Consider the following 17,769-nt stretch of genomic DNA (forward strand, 5'->3'; position numbering starts at 1 on the left):
GGGGGAGGGGCCTCGTCCGACGTTTTGACCCTGCTTCGCCGCTCACGTAACCTAGGACACTGTGCTCGGAGTTGCACGAGCATCTGTGCGTGCCCTGGCGCGACATCACCTTCTGGTTGCACAGAAGTGAGAGGTGTCGATGCGGAGTTCGCACGGCATTCGACTTGGCGCCTGCCGGAGTGACGGTGGCTCCCGGTGGCACGAGCGGATGCAAGCCAGGGTTCAACCTCAGGATCAACGAAAGAGATACCAGCCGGTGCCTACAATCCAGCAGCTGGTCCGCAAGGGCCGCACTGACAAGGTCAGCAAGAACAAGACCGCTGCGCTCAAGGGCTCGCCCCAGCGTCGCGGCGTGTGCACCCGTGTGTACACGACCACCCCCAAGAAGCCGAACTCCGCCCTGCGCAAGGTCGCCCGTGTGCGCCTGTCGTCCGGCGTCGAGGTCACCGCGTACATCCCCGGTGTCGGCCACAACCTGCAGGAGCACTCGATGGTGCTCGTCCGCGGCGGTCGTGTGCGTGACCTTCCCGGTGTGCGCTACAAGATCATCCGTGGCTCGCTCGACACCCAGGGTGTCAAGGGTCGCAAGCAGGCTCGCAGCCGTTACGGCGCGAAGAAGGAGAAGTAATGCCTCGCAAGGGTCCGGCGCCGAAGCGCCCGGTCATGGTCGACCCCGTCTACGGGTCGCCGGTTGTCTCCCAGCTCGTGAGCAAGGTGCTCCTCGACGGCAAGAAGACCGTCGCCCAGGACATCGTCTACACCGCTCTCGAGGGATGCCGTGAGAAGAACGGCATCGATCCCGTGCAGACCCTGAAGAAGGCTCTGGACAACATCAAGCCCTCGGTCGAGGTCAAGAGCCGCCGCGTCGGTGGCGCCACCTACCAGGTGCCGATCGACGTGAAGCCGGCTCGCGCCACCACCCTCTCGATGCGGTGGCTGGTCACCTTCAGCCGCGCCCGTCGCGAGAAGACGATGGCCGAGCGCCTCATGAACGAGATCCTCGACGCGTCGAACGGCCTCGGTGCCGCCGTCAAGCGTCGCGAGGACACGCACAAGATGGCCGACGCCAACCGCGCCTTCGCGCACTACCGCTGGTGATCTGCTGCCCCCTCGTCCCTCAGTCGGACGAGGGGGCACATCCCTGCTCGCGCACGCAGCGCCGGGCACTCACATCTCTCCGAGTCCCACAATCAAGATTTGAGGTAGAGGCCAATGGCCACCACTGACCTGGGCAAGGTTCGCAACATCGGCATCATGGCGCACATCGATGCCGGCAAGACCACCACCACCGAGCGCATCCTCTTCTACACCGGTATCACCTACAAGATCGGTGAGGTGCACGACGGCGCCGCGACCATGGACTGGATGGAGCAGGAGCAGGAGCGTGGCATCACGATCACCTCGGCTGCGACCACCTGTTTCTGGAAAGACCACCAGATCAACATCATCGACACCCCCGGCCACGTGGACTTCACCGTCGAGGTGGAGCGCTCGCTGCGCGTGCTCGACGGTGCCGTCGCCGTGTTCGACGGTGTGGCCGGTGTCGAGCCGCAGTCGATGACCGTGTGGCGTCAGGCCACCAAGTACCGCGTGCCCCGCATCTGTTACATCAACAAGCTGGACCGCACCGGTGCTTCGTTCGACCACTGCCTGAAGACCATCCGCGAGCGCCTGCAGGCGACCCCGCTGGTGATCCAGCTGCCGATCGGCGCCGAGTCCGACTTCCTGGGTGTCATCGACCTGGTGGGCATGCGTGCCCTCACCTGGCGCGGCGAGACCAAGATCGGTGAGGACTACGCCGTCGAGGACATCCCCGCCGACATGGTCGACAAGGCCAACGAGGCCCGCGAGGAGCTCATCCACACCCTCGCCGACAACGACGACGAGTTCGCCGAGCTGTGGCTCGAGCGTGAGGACACCGGCGAGGAGTTCACCGTCGACGAGCTGCAGCACGCGATCCGTCGCTGCGTGCTGGCCAACAAGGCCAACGCCGTCGTGTGTGGTTCGTCGTTCAAGAACAAGGGCGTCCAGCCCCTGCTCGACGCGGTCATCGCCTACCTGCCCGCCCCCACCGACGTTCCCGCCATCGACGGCTTCAAGCCCGGTGACGAGACCGTCGAGATGCACCGCAAGCCGTCGGACGACGAGCCCCTGTCGGTGCTGGCGTTCAAGATTGCCGCCGACCCCCACCTGGGCCGTCTGACCTTCGTCCGCGTCTACTCGGGCGTGCTCGAGGCTGGCACCCAGGTGCTGAACGCGACCAAGGGCAAGAAGGAGCGCATCGGCAAGATCTACCAGATGCACGCCAACAAGCGTGAGGAGATCGAGTCGATCGGTGCGGGCATGATCTGCGCGGTGATGGGTCTGAAGGACACCACCACCGGTGAGACCCTGTGCGACCCGAGCAACCCGATCATCCTCGAGTCGATGGAGTTCCCGAACCCCGTCATCGAGCAGGCGATCGAGCCGAAGACCAAGTCCGACCAGGAGAAGCTCTCCATGGCCATCCAGCGGTTGGCCGAGGAGGACCCGACCTTCCGCGTCCACACGGACGAGGAGACCGGTCAGACCATCATCGCCGGCATGGGCGAGCTGCACCTCGAGATCCTGATCGACCGCATGAAGCGCGAGTTCAAGGTCGAGGCCAACATCGGCAAGCCCCAGGTGGCCTACCGCGAGACCCTGCGTCGTCCGGTGCAGAAGGTGGAGTACACCCACAAGAAGCAGTCGGGTGGTTCGGGTCAGTACGGCCGCGTGATCATCGACCTCGAGCCGCAGCCCGCGGGCACCGGCTACGAGTTCGTGAACGCCGTGACCGGTGGTCGCATCCCGCGCGAGTACATCCCCGCCGTCGACGCCGGCATCCAGGACGCCATGCAGTTCGGTGTGCTGGCCGGCTACCCGGTCGAGGACATCAAGGTCACCCTGACCGACGGTGCCTACCACGACGTCGACTCCTCGGAGCTCGCGTTCAAGATCGCCGGTTCGATGGCCTTCAAGGAGGCCGCCCGCAAGGCCGATCCGGCCCTGCTCGAGCCGATGATGGCCGTCGAGGTGACCACCCCCGAGGACTACCTGGGCACCGTCATCGGTGACCTGAACGGTCGTCGCGGACACATCCAGTCGATGGACGAGCAGCACGGCAACCGCGTCGTGCGCGCGCTCGTGCCGCTGTCGGAGATGTTCGGCTACGTGGGTGACCTGCGGTCGAAGACCTCGGGCCAGGCCTCGTACTCGATGGAGTTCGACTCCTACGCCGAGACCCCCAAGTCGGTCGCGGACGAAATCATCGCGAAGACTCGCGGAGGCGAGTGATCGCACCTCTGCATCCCCCACAGCGGGGGACCGTGCGTGGGGGTCGGCGACCATGTCGTTTGACTCTCACGCACGGGTGCAGAAAAATGGGTCGGGTACCTCGCCTGCTCGGGTGAGGTCCGTCCTGGACCAAGTCAGGCTTCGCCAGCAGATCGCCGGCGGACGAAAACCGGAACGCCTCGCGGCCAGCGCGGCGACATCAAGAAGGAGCCCCAGTGGCAAAGGCCAAGTTCGAGCGGACCAAGCCGCACTGCAACATCGGCACCATCGGACACATCGACCACGGCAAGACCACTCTGACCGCGGCGATCTCCAAGGTGCTGCACGACAAGTACCCCACCCTCAACGAGGCCTCGCCGTTCGATCAGATCGACAAGGCCCCCGAGGAGCGTCAGCGCGGTATCACCATCTCGATCGCTCACATCGAGTACCAGACCGAGCAGCGTCACTACGCTCACGTCGACTGCCCCGGTCACGCTGACTACGTGAAGAACATGATCACCGGTGCTGCCCAGATGGACGGCGCCATCCTGGTGGTCGCCGCCACCGACGGCCCCATGCCCCAGACTCGCGAGCACGTGCTGCTCGCCCGTCAGGTCGGCGTGCCCGCGATCGTCGTCGCCCTGAACAAGTGCGACATGGTCGACGACGAGGAGCTCATCGAGCTCGTCGAGATGGAGGTGCGCGAGCTGCTGTCGAGCCAGGAGTTCGACGGCGACAACTGCCCCGTCGTGCGCGTGGCTGCCTTCCCGGCCCTGAACGGCGACGCCAAGTGGGGCGAGTCGGTTCTCGAGCTCATGAACGCTGTGGACGAGTACATCCCGCAGCCCGAGCGCGACACCGACAAGCCGTTCCTGATGCCCGTTGAGGACGTCTTCACGATCACCGGTCGTGGCACCGTCATCACCGGCCGCATCGAGCGTGGCGTGGTGAAGACCGGCGAGACCGTCGACATCATCGGCATCGCCGACACCAAGCAGACCAGCACCGTCACCGGTGTCGAGATGTTCCGCAAGATCCTCGACGAGGGTCGCGCTGGCGAGAACGTCGGCCTGCTGCTCCGCGGCACCAAGAAGGAGGACGTGGAGCGCGGCATGGTCGTCATCAAGCCGGGTTCGACCACCCCTCACACCGACTTCGAGGGCTCGGTCTACATCCTGACCAAGGACGAGGGTGGCCGTCACAAGCCGTTCTTCTCGAACTACTCGCCGCAGTTCTACTTCCGCACCACCGACGTGACCGGTGTGGTTCAGCTGCCCGAGGGCACCGAGATGGTCATGCCCGGTGACAACACCGACATGACTGTTCACCTGAACAAGCCCATCGCCATGGAGGACGGACTGAAGTTCGCCATCCGTGAGGGCGGCCGCACCGTCGGCGCCGGTCGTGTGACCAAGATCCTCAAGTGATCTGATCCCACACCTGGGTGACACGAGGCCCGCATCCCTTCGGGGGTGCGGGCCTCGTGCTTTGCCCGGCCTACTCGACCGACGGTGGTGGGGTGGCCTACTCGTCCGTCGACCCTCGCACCACCAGGGTGACCGGCGTGGGCTCCGGTTCCACCGACTCACCACGCACCTGCGCCAGCAGCAGGCGAGCCACCTGTCGTCCGACCGCCTGCGGATGCCGATCGAGGGCCGTGATCCCCGGCCTCACGTACGCGCAGAGCAGTGAATCGTCCCAGGAGATCACCCGCGGGCCGGAGCCGGGCTCGTCCAGCGAGGCGACGGGGCCACTGAAACCCTCCTGGGTCGCCGACATCACCCCGACGGCCAGCAGGTCGTTCGACGTGATCACGGCATCGGCCCAACCTTCGGCCATCAGGTCGCGTCCGTGCTGGTGCCCGGCCCGCTGTGAGTAGTCGGTCTCGACGAGCCGCAGCGGCAGTCGTCCGCGGTCGGCGGCCACCCTCACCGCCTGCACCCGCTCGCTCTCGTGGGTGAAGGACGAGGGCCCGTGCAGCATCACCAACCGCCGGGCGCCACGCTCGACGAGATGGTCGACGACCAGCGCCGCCTCCGCATCGGTGTCACCGGTCACCACCGGGTGTGGGCTGTCGGCGAGACTTCCCTGGATCACGGCCGGGAGCCCCAGCTCGGCCACCAGCGCGGGGCGGGGGTCGTCCGCCGTGAGGTCGAACAGGCAGACCCCGTCGACCCGGCGCTCGCCCGCCCACCGCCGATAGACGTCGAGGTCGCGCCCCGGCCCGCCGACCAACCGCAGCAGCAGCGCATGCTCGGAGTCGATCAGCACCTCCTCGATGCCGGCGATCACCCGCTGGTAGTATGACTCACTGCCCAGTACTCCCGAGTCGCGCGCGATGCACAGCCCGAACGCGCCCGCGTGGCCGGTCGAGAGTGCCCGGGCGAGGGCATTGGGGCGCCATCCGGTGCCCTCGGCGGCCGCGCGCACCCGCTCCCGCGTGGCCTCCGAGACCCCGGGTCGTCCGTTGAGGGCGTTCGAGACGGCCGATTTCGACAGGCCCAGTGACCTGGCCAGATCGGTGATGGTCGGCCGCGTGCTGCTCATGGCGTCAGTATGCCGAGCCGAGGTGGCTCGCGGGTGGACGCATCTCGCCTGCCCGGTGGCCATCCGGTGACACAATCAGCCATGACCTCGATGACCGAGCCGAGCGAGGACTACTTCTCGGTTCGCCGCGCCACCCCCAGCCGCACCGACCGGCGCGCCCACGGCAAGTCGCTGCGCCATCAGGTGCCGCGTTCCAGCCTGGGGGAGTGGCGGGTCGACGACCGCCGCGTTGACCCGGTCGAGGCCGTCATCGCCTCACACGCCCACCGCATCAGCGCCCTCGTCCCGCTGCGGCTGGAGCGCATGACCGCCACCCCGTTCGGCTTCCTGCGGGGGGCCGCCAACGTGTGCGCGGCCGACTGCGCGACGCTGCCGAGCTCGGGCATTCGTCCGGTGATCTGCGGAGACGCCCACCTGGGTAACTTCGGTTTCTACCGCTCGCCCGAGGGCGAGTTGGTGATCGACCTGAACGACTTCGACGAGGCGCACCCCGGCCCCTGGGAGTGGGACCTGCGGCGCCTCACCGCCAGCGTGCACGTCGCGGGCCGTCAGAACGGACACTCCGAGAGCCACTGCGAGGCCGCCGTGTTCGCCTGCGTCGCCGCCTACCGCGACGAGCTCGCCCACCTCGCCGAGACCCCGCTGCTGGCCCGTGCCTTCGCCCGGCTCGACGTCGACCGACTGTCCGAGGCCGTGCAGACCCCGACCCTGCGCGACGAGGTCGAGCGCGCCACCCGCAAGGCGCGCAAGCAGACCTCCGACCGGTCGCTGCCCAAACTCACCGAACCGGACGAAGCCGGGGCACGCCGCATCGCCGAGAACCTGCCGGTGGTGATGCAGCTCTCACCCGCCCGGATCGACCAGTTGGCGGCCGCCCTTGACGACTACCTGGAGACCCTGCCGCTGCAGTGGCGGCGACTGGTGGGCGGCTACCGGGTGGTCGACATTGCTCACAAGGTCGTCGGCGTGGGCTCGGTCGGGCTGCGAGCCTTCGTCGCGCTGCTCGAGGGGTCGAGCCCCGACGACGTGCTCTTCCTGCAGCTCAAGCAGGCGCAACGCTCGGTGATCGCCCCGTTCGTGCACGGACGAGAGGCGCGGCACACCCATCAGGGCCAGCGGGTGGTGGAGTACCAGCAGGCGCTGCAGACCGCCTCCGACCCGCTGCTGGGGTGGTGCAGCACCGAGGCCCTGCCGGTGGCGCCGACGAAGTCACCGCTGGCCGGCGTCGAGGGCGGCGTGCCCGGCATGCAGTTCTACGTGCGCCAGTACCGCAACATGAAGGGCGCCGTCGTGATCGACGGGCTCGACCCGAGCGCCCTCGCCGACTACGCGAAGGTGCTCGGACTGCTGCTCGCCAAGGGTCACGCCCGCACCTCGGGGGCATCGATGATCGCGGGCTACCTCGGCGGCGGCGACAAGGTGCCCAAGGCCTTCGTCCGATTCGCCCGGGCCTACGCCGACCAGACCGAGGACGACCACGCCGCCCTGGTCGCGGCTGTGAAGCACGGCAAGGTCCCTCTGCCCGGCTGAACCGAGCCCGGCGCGCCTACCCTTGACCCATGAGCGATCCCCGCCCCGCCAACCGCCCGGCCCGGTCGACCATCCTGATCAGCAAGTTGTTGGACGACCTCGTGCAGATTCCCGGCCTCAAGCAGGGGGTGGGGCTCGACGCGATCGCCTCGATCGTGCCCGGGTTCGGCTCGGCCGCCGGCACGGTCGCCTCGGGTGCCGTGATAGCCGACTCGATCAGGCTGAGGTTGCCGCTGCCGATCATCGCCCGCATGCTGCTCAACCTCGGCATCGATGCCCTGCTCGGCTACATCCCCTACGCGGGGCCGTTCCTCGACGCCTTCTGGCGGGCCAACCGCAAGAACGTGCGGCTGCTCGAGAAGGCCCTGGTCGACGAGCAGCGCACGGCCCGCTCGAGCGCGGTCTACCTGGTGACCGCCATCACCATGACCGTCGTGGTGATCCTGGGTCTGCTGGCGCTGGCAGCGGTGACCATCTGGGCGATCCTGCACTGGCTGGCCTCCCTGGGTTGACGGCTCGCTGACGGCGCGCTGGGCTGACGCGTCCGCAGCCGCTCTCGGTAGGCTGATGCCACCATGACTGACCTCACCCCCGCCCGCACCCGCGTCGCCCCCTCACCGACCGGTGATCCCCACGTCGGCACCGCCTACCAGGCCCTCTTCGACTACGCCTGGGCACGCAAGACCGGCGGCCAGTTCGTGCTGCGCATCGAAGACACCGACCGCGCCCGCTATGTCGAGGGTTCCGAGCAGCAGATCCACGACTCGCTGGCCTGGCTCGGGCTCGATCCCGACGAGTCGCCCGAGGTCGGCGGACCCTACGCCCCCTATCGGCAGAGCGAGCGGCTCGAGACCTATCGTCCGTTCGTCGACCAACTGATCGCCGACGGTCACGCCTACCTGTGCTGGTGCACCCCCGAGCGGTTGGCCGAGTTGCGCGAGAGCCAGCAGGCCAGCAAGCAGTCGACCACCGGCTACGACCGCCTCTGCCACGGCAAGACGGCCGAGGAGCGCGCACAGCTGCCCGGGTTCCAGCCGAACCCGGTCGTGCGCATGCTGATTCCCGACGACGTGCCGCTGGAGTTCGACGACCTGATCGGCGGACGGCTGTCGGCACCCCGCCCCGACGACCAGGTGATCCTGAAGGCCGACGGATTTCCGACCTACCACCTGGCCGTGGTCGTCGACGACCACCTGATGGGCATCACCCACACGGTTCGCGGTCAGGAGTGGATCAGCTCGACCCCCAAGCACATCCTGCTGCACCAGTGGCTCGGCTGGCCGGTGCCGGCCTTCGCCCACACGCCGCTGATTCGCAACACCGACCGCTCCAAGCTCGGCAAGCGCAAGAGCCCGTGGGCGAAGCTGGTGTGGTTCCGCGACCAGGGCTACCTGCCCGAGGCGCTGCTCAACTTCCTGATGCTGCTCGGCCACCCGCCGGTGAACGAGGGCGACGACGTGCAGTCGCTGCAGCAGTTCATCGAGCACTTCGACTGGGCGCGCATCAACCCGGCCGGCGCCGTCTTCGACCTCAAGAAGATGGACTGGCTGAATGGCCACTACCTGCGCGCCCTCAGCCCCGCCGAGCTCACGGCCCGCATCGTCGCCTTCGAGTCGGCCCGCGGCCGCGAACTGTCGGACGAGCACCGGTCGGTGCTCGAGCAGTCCGTCGAGCTGGTGCAGCCCCGCATGACCCTGCTCGGCGACGCCCTGCCCGCCATCGAGTTCCTGCTCGCCGACACCGTCGAGGTGACCGACGAGGCCCGCGCCACCCTGCCCGAGAATGCGGTCGAAGTGCTCTCGTCCGCGGTGACGGCGCTTGAGGGGCTCGCCGACTGGAACCACGAGGCGATCCAGGCGACCCTGCGCGAAGCGCTGGTCGAGGGGCTCGGCATCAAGCCGAAGGTCGCCTTCGGGCCCGTGCGGGTGGCGCTCACCGGGCAGAAGGTGAGCCCGCCGCTGTTCGAGTCGATGCAGATTCTCGGTCGACCCGAGTCGCTGCGCCGACTGAGGGCTTTGCTCGACACGCTCTCGGCATGACCGTGCGCGCCGCCTGGGCCCGGGTGGGGCGGTGGTCGAGCCTGCTGTGGCTCGGGCTGGCCGCCTACTGGCTCTACGTGTGGCGCCGCCCCATCTGGGGCTATGACGACCTGCACTTCGCCACCCGCAGCGACACCCCCTTCGGGCGCATCGACTGGTCGCAGCTGCCGCACTGGGTGGTCGCCGACGTCGCCCGACGCAACGGACGAACCGCCGACATCGTGATGCAGCTGCTGATGTCGGTCTCGCCGCTCGTCGGGCCGGCGATGGCCCTGTTCGGGGTCGGCCTGAGCTGGGCGATCTGGCGGGTGCTGATGCTCACCGTGAGCGCCGCCCCCGAGGGACAGTTGAGGCGGGTGCTGGAGCTGACCGCCCTGCTGGCGGCGATCGCCGTGCCGTTCACGGTGCTGGCGGTCGATCCGACGCTCAACGGCACCGTGGTGATGTTCATGTCGGCCAACGTGGGCTACGTGCTGGGGGCGGTGCTGGCGCTGGTCGCCGTGCGCCTGCTGTGGGGCCTGCGTGAGCGCGGTAGCGGATGGTGGCGGTGGCCGGCGGCGGTGGTGCTGGCCTGTTTCGCGGGGCTGCACCACGAACTGTTGGCGACGGCCATGGCCGGGTGTTGCGTGGGTCTGGCGCTGGTCACCCGCCGCCGTCAGTGGCGGGTGTCGTGGGTGCTGGCGCTGGTGGTGGTGCTGGGCTTCTCGCTGGCACGGTTCTCGGCCGGTGGGCTGTGGGCGCGCAGTCGACGGCTCGGCACCCCGTTCCCGGTTCCCGGTGGGGTGTTCTCGACGGCCGAGAAGACCCGCGCCTACATCGCCTACTCCCTCACCCAGAATCTCGCCCACCAACCGCTGGTGTTCGCGGCCCTGGTGCTGGCGGTGGCCGCCCTGGCCGCCGCGGGCATTCGCGCGGGGCGCCACCCGCGGTTGCTGACGGCTGCCCTGGCCACCCTGCTGCTGGGCTCGGCGACGATCGCCGTGGCCACCTCAAGGCTGGCCACCCAGTGGCAGGCCGGGGCGTGGCTGAGCACCGACGACAGCGGCTACCACCGGGCCGGTCAGCGGGGGCTGCCCACCGTCGAACTGCTCACCACTCCCACCGGAACGCTGGTGCTCGTCTGCGCGGCCGTGTTGCTGGTGGCCCTGGGCGTGGTGTGTCTGCTGGTGCGCGACACCGGACCCACCCGCCCCCTGTTGCCGATGCTCGGGGTGGCCCTGGGGCCGACGGTGATGGCGGTGGTGATGGGCACCCCCGGCGGACGAACCATGTACCTCGGGTTGCTGCTGACGCTCGTGGCCGCCACCCAGATCGCCCTCGCGGCGGTGACACTGACCCCGCACCCGGTGACCTCACCCGTGAGCATCGTCGCCGCACTGGTGGTGGCGGTGGCCGTCGGACCTGCCGCCCAGGCAGCCCCGGCGCTGGTCGCGGCGGTCGACCGCAACATCGCCGTCTGGCAAGGGGTCGAGCGTCAACTGACCGACCTGCAGGCCGGACGGGCCGACGAGCTGGTCTTCCCGCGGGCGCTGCCCGAACCCCTGTACTCGGGCGACTTCCCGGGCGATCGTCCGTTCGGTCTCCGCCGCATCCTGCAGTTCTACGGGTTGCCCGAGTCGACGCCCGTGGTGTTCGTGCCGAAGTGAGCCGGCGGACGACCCGTCGGCCTCAGCCTTGGCGCTTCTGCAGGGCGGCCCATTCGTCCCGCAGGCCCACGGTGCGGTGGAAGACCATCGGCTGGTCAGCCCCCTCCGTGTCCGCCCCTTCGGTCAACACGGGCGCGTCGAGGTCGCGGGCGAAGTAGCCGAGGCGCTCGAACTGCACCACCTGACCGGGTTCGACGTCGGCGAGTGCGGCCTCGCCGAGCCCGCCCTCGAGCCAGGTGCGTGCCTCGGTGTTGAGGTCGTCCAGCGGTTCGCCCGTGGCGGCCCCCGGCACCTCGGCGGTGAACAACCGGTCGTAGAGCGCCGAGCGCACCGGCACCGCGTGCGGAACCGAGACCCAGTGCATGGTCGACTTCACCTTGCGTCCGTCGGGCGCGTCGCCGCCGCGGGTGGCGGGGTCGTAGGTGGCGAGCACCTCGACGACGTTCCCGTCGGCATCCTTGACCACGTCGGTGGCGGTGACCAGGTAGGCACCCCGCAGGCGCACCTCCTTGCCGGGGGAGAGCCGGAAGAACTTCGGCGGCGGCACCTCGGCGAAGTCGTCCGACTCGATCACCAGCTGGCCGGTGAACGCGACCGAGCGCACCCCGTCGTCGGAGTTCTCGGGGTTGTTGGTGAGGTCGAAGTACTCCACCACCGGCTGGCCGTGCTCGTCGGTCGGCCAGTTGGTGAGGGTGAGTCGGAGCGGCTTGGTCACCACCATCCGCCGCTGGGCGGTGGCGTTGAGGGTGCGGCGCACCACGGCCTCGAGCGCCTCGATGGCGTGCCGGGAGTTCGTCCGCGCCGTGCCGATGTCGCGACAGAACGAGACGATCGCCGAGGCCGGGTAGCCGCGCCGGCGCAGCCCCGCCAGGGTGGGCATGCGGGGGTCGTCCCAGCCGTCGACGACGCCGTCTTCCACCAACTTCTTCAGGCGTCGCTTCGAGGTCACGATGTGGGTGAACTCCAGGCGCGCGAACTCGTACTGCTTGGGCTGGTCGCCGGGCAGCGGCAGGTTGTCGAGGCACCAGTTGTAGAGCGGACGATGGGAGTCGAACTCCATGGTGCAGATGGAGTGCGTGACCCCCTCGATGGCGTCGGACTGGCCGTGCGCCCAGTCGTAGGTGGGGTAGATCACCCAGGCGTCGCGGGTGCGGTGGTGGTGACCGCGACGGATGCGGTAGAGCACCGGGTCGCGCAGCCACATGTTGTCGGACTGCATGTCGATCTTGGCCCGCAGGCACATCGCTCCGTCGGCGAACTCACCCGCGCGCATGCGGGTGAGCAGGTCGGCCGACTCGGCCGCCGGACGATCGCGGAAGGGGCTCTCGATGCCCGGCTTGCCGAATCCGCCGCGCTGGGCCGAGATGGTCTCGCCGTCCTGCTCGTCGACGTAGGCCAGCCCCTGCTCGATCAGGTGATGGGCCCACTCGTACAACTGCTCGAAGTAGTCCGAGGCGAACAGCACGTTCTCGGGGTGAAAGCCCAACCACTCGATGTCGCGCAGAATGCCGTCGACGAACTCCGTCTCTTCGGTGTCGGGGTTGGTGTCGTCGAAGCGCACGTTGCAGATGCCGCCGAAGTCCTCGGCGATCGAGAAGTCCTGGGTGATCGCCTTCGCGTGCCCGATGTGCAGGTAGCCGTTGGGCTCGGGTGGGAACCGGGTCTGCACCCTGCCGCCGTTCAGTCCCGCTGCGAGGTCACGTTCCACCTGGTCGTGGATGAAGTCCGAGGCGCCACTCATGGGCGGGAGTCTATCGGTGCGCCCGGCCTGCTCCCGACCGTCGGGGGAGCGGGCCGGGGTCGTCCTCACAGCTCGATCTGGGCGCCCATCACGACCGTCCGGTCGGGCGGCAGGTGGAACACCGAGGCCCGGTTGGCCGAGCTCGCCACCAGCCACATGAACAGGTGGGTGCGCCAGTCACGCAGTCGCCACGGGCCGGCGTGCTGCAGTCGCACCACCGACATGAAGTAGCGGCACTGGTCGAGGTCGATCCCGGTGAGTTCGGACGACCCGTGGCCACGACTGGGGTCGTCCTGGGGCTGCATCGCCCAGTGCAGCGCGCGCGGCACGTCCTGGGTGTCGTTGAAGCCCACCCGGTAGGTGACGTGGACGATGCCGTCGGCCGGGTCGCCGAGGTCGTCGACCGAGGCCCGGTCGACGTGGTGGATGTGGGGCACCATCTCGGTGACCACCGTCACCACCACGACCCGCTCGTGCACCACCCCGTTCCAGCGGGCGTTGTGCAGCAGCGCCAGCGGGGTGGTGTGCTTGTCGGGATGGGGGAAGACGGCCACCCCCGGCACCCGCGGCACCTGGGCGGTGCGCAGGTGGTCGACGAACTCCTCGAGTGTTCCCTCCATGGCGGCGCGCCGCTCGCCGACCAGTTGGGACCCCCAGCGCCACGTGGTCATGATCGTCACCAGCGACGCCGCGATCACCAGCGGCAGCCAGCCGCCAGAGGCGATCTTGGTGAGGTTGGCCGCGAAGAAAAGCACCTCGATGCCGCCCACCACGATGGTGGTCAGCAGCATCTTCCAGGCGGGCCAGTGCCACACGTGGCGGGCCAGGAAGAGGAACAGGCAGGTGGTCAGGATGAGGGTGCCGGTGACCGCCAGCCCGTAGGCGGTGGCCAGCTTGGCCGAGCTGCCGAAGACCAGGATCAGCAGCAGCACGCCCAGGTAGAGCATCCAGTTGATCGAGCCGATGTAGATCTGGCCGCCCTCGTCCTTCGAGGTGTGGTGCACGTTCAGGCGGGGGAGCAGCTGCAGCCGGGTGGCCTGCTGGGAGACGGAGAAGGCGCCCGAGATGACGGCCTGCGAGGCGATCACGGTGGCGGCCGTCGCCAGCACCACCAGCGGGATGCGCGCCCAGTGCGGGGCGAGGTGAAAGAACGGGTTGTCGACGGTGCGCGGATCGGTGAGGATCATCGCCCCCTGCCCCAGGTAGTGCAGCAGCAGGCTGGGGAAGACCACCACGAACCAGGCGGTGCGAATGGCCCCGACGCCGAAGTGGCCCATGTCGGCATAGAGGGCCTCGGCGCCGGTGATGGTCAGCACCACCGCGCCGAGGGCGATGAACGCGGGTCTCGTCCGAGGGGGGCAGGCGGCCGCCCCGAGCGACACAAAACGGCTCCCCAGCGGGAGATGTCGTCATTCTCGACAACATTCCCCACCAGGGAGCCGTTCTGGATCGGTCGGGGCCGACGACCTCAGCCGACGACCTCAGCCGAGTGGGCCGGTCAGAGCTCCACCGAGGTGACGAAGCCGCCCGCACCCTTGAGCTTCACCCGGCGATCGGTGTGCTCGAGCACCTCGAGGCCGTGACGCTCCGCCATCGCGAGGGCGTCGTCGAGCGAGCCCTCCTGCTGCTGGTCGGCGTACCCCTTGCCCTTCTTCCAGGTCACCTCAGGGGCCGCGCGCTGGGGCAGGGCCGGGGCCACCCACTCGACGGCGTTCGCGATCACGCGCAGGACGTCGGTGTCGTGGTAGATCGGGTACTCCTGGTCGCCGGGGGAGAAGTAGAAGATCTTCCCGTGTCCGCGCCGGAAGGTGCAGCCGCCGCGGAACGCCTCGCCGCCGTCGAACGCCGAGATGAAGATCAGGTCGTCCGGGGTCGGGATGTCGAAGAACTCCCCGTACATCTCGTGGCTGGGCAGCACCAGCGGGTTGGGCACGCCCTGGGCGATCGGGTGGGTCGGGTTGACCGTCCACACGTGCTCACGGTTCGCCCCGCCGCGCCAGCGCAGGTTGCAGGTCGTGCCCATCAGCGTGCGGAAGATCTTCGAGTGGTGGCCCGAGTGCAGCACGATCAGCCCCATGCCGGCCAGCACCTGCTGCTTGACGCGCTCGACGATGGCGTCGTCCACGTTCTGGTGCACCCAGTGACCCCACCAGGTGAGCACGTCGGTCTCGGCGAGAACCTCGTCGGTGAGGCCGTGCTCGTCCATGTCCATCGTCACCCAGCGCACCTGGACCGCCTCGCCCAGGGCCTTCGAGAGCCCCGACGCGATGGCGCCGTGCATGCCCTCGGGGTAGAGCTTCTGCACGCTCTCGTCGTGCCGCTCGTGGTAGTTCTCTCCCCACACGGTGACCCGGATGGGTGCCTTCTCAGTCATGCAAGTCCTCTATCTCGAACAGGTGTCGTCCACCCAGCCTAGAGCCGGTGGCCCGGCGGTGTCGGGGTCTCGACCCGGATTTGGCGCGAGCGCCCGTCCGTGCGAGACTAGTCAGGTTGCTCCGAGCAGGAGAGGCGTGTCGTGCCGTGGTGCGACCGGACGAGTCCGGTCCCGGCCAGGTCGACGAGGTCTCCCAGCTCACGCAGACGGCGGGTCCGTCCCAGGGCGCACTTCAATCGAAAAGTGGATGTTGTGCTGTGGGAAATGATGCGACACGCCCGACCGCGTGGGTCGGAGGGAACATGCCGGTGACAAGCCGGAACGCGAAAGCCGGAAGACCGGATTGAGCAGGACGAGAGAAGGAACCAACTGTGGCGGGACAAAAGATCCGCATCAGGCTCCGGGCCTATGACCACGAGGTGATCGACTCGTCGGCGAAGAAGATCGTCGACACCGTGACCCGTACTGGTGCCAAGGTCGCCGGGCCGGTGCCGCTGCCGACCGAGAAGAACGTGTTCTGTGTGATTCGTTCTCCCCACAAGTACAAGGACAGCCGCGAGCACTTCGAGATGCGCACGCACAAGCGGCTGATCGACATCCTCGACCCCACGCCGAAGACCGTCGACTCGCTGATGCGTCTCGACCTGCCGGCTGGTGTCGACATCGAGATCAAGCTTCCGTGAGGTTGTGACTGATGACTACTGAACGCAAGATCAAGGGTCTGCTCGGCACCAAGCTCGGCATGACCCAGCTCTGGGACGAGAACAACCGCCTCGTGCCCGTCACCGTGATCCAGGCTGGTCCCTGTGTGGTCACCCAGGTGCGCACCCCCGACACCGACGGCTACTCGGCCGTCCAGCTCGGGTTCGGTGCCCTGAAGGCCAAGCACGTCACCAAGCCCGTCGCCGGCCACTTCGATGCGGCCAAGGCGACCCCCCGCAAGCACCTCGTCGAGCTGCGCACCACCGATGCCTCCGAGTACTCGCTCGGCCAGGAGCTGACCGCTGAGACCTTCGAGGCCGCCGAGGTCGTCGACGTCACCGGCGTCTCCAAGGGCAAGGGCACCGCTGGTGTCATGAAGCGCCACGGCTTCAAGGGTCTGCGCGCCTCGCACGGTGTGCACCGCAAGCACCGTTCGCCCGGTTCCATCGGTGGCTGCGCCACCCCCGGTCGCGTGTTCAAGGGCCTCCGCATGGCTGGCCGCATGGGCAACGACAAGGTGACCGTGCAGAACCTGTCCATCCACGCTGTCGACGCTGAGCGCGGCCTGATCCTCGTCCGTGGGGCCATCCCCGGCAACAAGGGATCGCTGGTCGTCGTGCGCAGCGCTGCCAAGAAGGGCGATGTCGCATGAGTGAGACCGTCAAGGCCGCAACCTCGGCCGAGCTCCCCGCGGAGTACTTCGACGTCCAGACCAACGTTCCGCTGATCCACCAGGTCGTGGTGGCTCAGCAGGCCGCCGCCCGCCAGGGCACCCACTCCACCAAGACCCGCGGCGAGGTTCGCGGTGGTGGAGCCAAGCCGTGGCGCCAGAAGGGCACCGGCCGCGCCCGTCAGGGTTCGCGCCGCGCTCCCCAGTGGACCGGTGGTGGCATCGTGCACGGGCCGCAGCCTCACGGCTACGCCCAGCGCACCCCCAAGAAGATGATCCAGGCCGCCCTCCGTGGCGCGCTGTCGGATCGTGCCCGCGACGGCAAGATCTTCGTGCTCGACCAGATCGTCACCGGCGAGACCCCCTCGACCAAGCAGGCCCTGGCCTCGCTGGCCCAGGTGGGCGACGCTGGCAAGCTGCTGGTCGTGCTGCACCGTGACGACGACGTGGCCTGGCTGTCGCTGCGCAACGTCGCCGAGGTGCACGTGCTGGCCGTTGACCAGCTCAACGCCTACGACGTGCTGGTCGCCGAGGCCACCGTCTTCACCAAGGCCGCTCTCGACGTCTTCGTCGCCGGGCCGGCCAAGGGCAAGAGCGTCAAGGCCGTCGCCACCGAGACCGAGGCCGCTGCGGCTTCGATCCAGCCGCTGGCCGCCGTCTCGGACGAGCCCGCCGCCGACGAGGCCACCTCGTCCTACGGTGAGGGTTCCTACGAGGGTGCCGAGCCCCCGGCCGGCTACGACATCAAGGGCAACGCGGACTCGATGAAGTTCCACACCCCTGAGTCGCCCTGGTACAGCCGCACCAAGGCTGAGGTGTGGTTCAACAGCGTCGAGGCCGCCCAGGCTGCCGGCTTCGTGTCGGCCACCGGCGACGAGGGCGCTGACGACGAGGAGACCGAGAAGTGAACGACTTCAAGATCAAGGACCACCGCGACGTGCTGCTGGCACCCGTGGTGAGCGAGAAGAGCTACGGGCTGCTCGACGAGAACAAGTACACGTTCCTCGTCGCTCCCACCGCCAACAAGACCGAGATCAAGATCGCCGTCGAGAAGATCTTCGACGTCAAGGTCACCTCGGTCAACACCATCAACCGCCAGGGCAAGACCCGTCGCACCCGCTTCGGTCTGGGCAAGCGCCCCGACACCAAGCGCGCCATCGTGACGGTCGCCGACGGGCAGCGGATCGACATCTTCGGAGGCCCGGTCTCCTGACCGGACCAAC

Annotated in this window: 16 protein-coding genes; 12 read left to right on the forward strand and 4 right to left on the reverse strand. The window is 68.4% G+C overall.

Features of this window, described 5'->3' with window-relative positions; all coding sequences use genetic code 11:
- Window positions 1-256: 256 nt before the first annotated feature.
- The 4 genes from rpsL (at window position 257) to tuf (ending at window position 4,724) form a co-directional block, all read left to right on the forward strand.
- Window positions 257-628, forward strand: a complete 372-nt coding sequence (rpsL, locus tag ACSDQ9_RS06315; RefSeq protein WP_435145061.1) for a 30S ribosomal protein S12 — start codon at window positions 257-259, stop codon at window positions 626-628.
- A complete protein-coding gene (gene rpsG / locus ACSDQ9_RS06320) occupies window positions 628-1,098 on the forward strand; it encodes a 30S ribosomal protein S7 (protein ID WP_435145063.1) in 471 nt (156 codons plus the stop codon). Before rpsL ends, rpsG begins: the two co-directional genes overlap by 1 nt.
- 114 nt (window positions 1,099-1,212) lie before the next feature.
- A complete protein-coding gene (fusA, locus tag ACSDQ9_RS06325; RefSeq protein ID WP_435145065.1) occupies window positions 1,213-3,315 on the forward strand; it encodes an elongation factor G in 2,103 nt (700 codons plus the stop codon).
- A gap of 215 nt (window positions 3,316-3,530) precedes the next feature.
- The gene (tuf, locus tag ACSDQ9_RS06330) at window positions 3,531-4,724 is read left to right on the forward strand and encodes an elongation factor Tu (protein WP_435145067.1); all 1,194 of its coding nucleotides are present in this window, start codon (window positions 3,531-3,533) and stop codon (window positions 4,722-4,724) included.
- Window positions 4,725-4,821: 97 nt separating this feature from the next.
- On the opposite strand, the gene ACSDQ9_RS06335 is transcribed toward tuf, so the two are convergent.
- Complete coding sequence (locus ACSDQ9_RS06335; RefSeq protein ID WP_435145070.1) at window positions 4,822-5,844, reverse strand: LacI family DNA-binding transcriptional regulator; 1,023 nt, start codon at window positions 5,842-5,844, stop codon at window positions 4,822-4,824.
- 81 nt (window positions 5,845-5,925) lie between these two features.
- On the opposite strand from ACSDQ9_RS06335, the gene ACSDQ9_RS06340 reads away from it, so the two are divergent.
- From ACSDQ9_RS06340 to ACSDQ9_RS06355, 4 genes are all read left to right on the forward strand, one after another.
- Window positions 5,926-7,374: a DUF2252 domain-containing protein gene (locus tag ACSDQ9_RS06340; RefSeq protein ID WP_435145073.1), complete on the forward strand. Its 1,449-nt coding sequence runs from the start codon at window positions 5,926-5,928 to the stop codon at window positions 7,372-7,374.
- A gap of 29 nt (window positions 7,375-7,403) precedes the next feature.
- Window positions 7,404-7,886 (forward strand): DUF4112 domain-containing protein, encoded by a 483-nt coding sequence (locus ACSDQ9_RS06345; RefSeq protein ID WP_435145075.1) that lies wholly within the window; start codon window positions 7,404-7,406, stop codon window positions 7,884-7,886.
- 63 nt (window positions 7,887-7,949) lie between these two features.
- Window positions 7,950-9,413, forward strand: a complete 1,464-nt coding sequence (gltX, locus tag ACSDQ9_RS06350) for a glutamate--tRNA ligase (protein WP_435145077.1) — start codon at window positions 7,950-7,952, stop codon at window positions 9,411-9,413.
- The gene (locus tag ACSDQ9_RS06355) at window positions 9,410-11,059 is read left to right on the forward strand and encodes a hypothetical protein (protein ID WP_435145080.1); all 1,650 of its coding nucleotides are present in this window, start codon (window positions 9,410-9,412) and stop codon (window positions 11,057-11,059) included. Before gltX ends, ACSDQ9_RS06355 begins: the two co-directional genes overlap by 4 nt.
- A 22-nt stretch (window positions 11,060-11,081) precedes the next feature.
- Here ACSDQ9_RS06355 and ACSDQ9_RS06360 read toward each other — a convergent pair whose 3' ends face one another.
- The 3 genes from ACSDQ9_RS06360 to ACSDQ9_RS06370 all read right to left on the reverse strand — a co-directional run bounded on the left by ACSDQ9_RS06360 (window position 11,082) and on the right by ACSDQ9_RS06370 (window position 15,174).
- Entirely contained in the window at window positions 11,082-12,800 is a 1,719-nt protein-coding gene (locus ACSDQ9_RS06360) for a glutamine--tRNA ligase/YqeY domain fusion protein (RefSeq protein WP_435145082.1), read from the reverse strand.
- Window positions 12,801-12,865: 65 nt separating this feature from the next.
- On the reverse strand, window positions 12,866-14,182 hold the full coding sequence (locus ACSDQ9_RS06365) for a KUP/HAK/KT family potassium transporter (RefSeq protein WP_435145085.1): 1,317 nt from the start codon (window positions 14,180-14,182) through the stop codon (window positions 12,866-12,868).
- Window positions 14,183-14,298: 116 nt separating this feature from the next.
- The gene (locus ACSDQ9_RS06370) at window positions 14,299-15,174 is read right to left on the reverse strand and encodes a ThuA domain-containing protein (RefSeq protein ID WP_435145087.1); all 876 of its coding nucleotides are present in this window, start codon (window positions 15,172-15,174) and stop codon (window positions 14,299-14,301) included.
- A 371-nt stretch (window positions 15,175-15,545) separates the two neighbouring features.
- On the opposite strand from ACSDQ9_RS06370, the gene rpsJ reads away from it, so the two are divergent.
- The 4 genes from rpsJ to rplW are packed head-to-tail and all read left to right on the forward strand — an operon-like array spanning window position 15,546 to window position 17,759.
- A complete protein-coding gene (rpsJ, locus tag ACSDQ9_RS06375; RefSeq protein ID WP_020488540.1) occupies window positions 15,546-15,857 on the forward strand; it encodes a 30S ribosomal protein S10 in 312 nt (103 codons plus the stop codon).
- A gap of 11 nt (window positions 15,858-15,868) precedes the next feature.
- Window positions 15,869-16,528, forward strand: a complete 660-nt coding sequence (gene rplC, locus ACSDQ9_RS06380; protein ID WP_435145089.1) for a 50S ribosomal protein L3 — start codon at window positions 15,869-15,871, stop codon at window positions 16,526-16,528.
- The gene (gene rplD, locus ACSDQ9_RS06385; RefSeq protein ID WP_435145091.1) at window positions 16,525-17,454 is read left to right on the forward strand and encodes a 50S ribosomal protein L4, sunset domain variant; all 930 of its coding nucleotides are present in this window, start codon (window positions 16,525-16,527) and stop codon (window positions 17,452-17,454) included. The genes rplC and rplD overlap by 4 nt, the downstream gene beginning before the upstream one ends.
- Window positions 17,451-17,759: a 50S ribosomal protein L23 gene (gene rplW / locus ACSDQ9_RS06390; RefSeq protein WP_435145093.1), complete on the forward strand. Its 309-nt coding sequence runs from the start codon at window positions 17,451-17,453 to the stop codon at window positions 17,757-17,759. Before rplD ends, rplW begins: the two co-directional genes overlap by 4 nt.
- Window positions 17,760-17,769 lie beyond the last annotated feature (10 nt).

Origin of the sequence: Aestuariimicrobium soli (genome assembly GCF_051192575.1) — a bacterium.
GTDB classification, from domain to species: Bacteria; Actinomycetota; Actinomycetes; order Propionibacteriales; family Propionibacteriaceae; genus Aestuariimicrobium; species Aestuariimicrobium soli.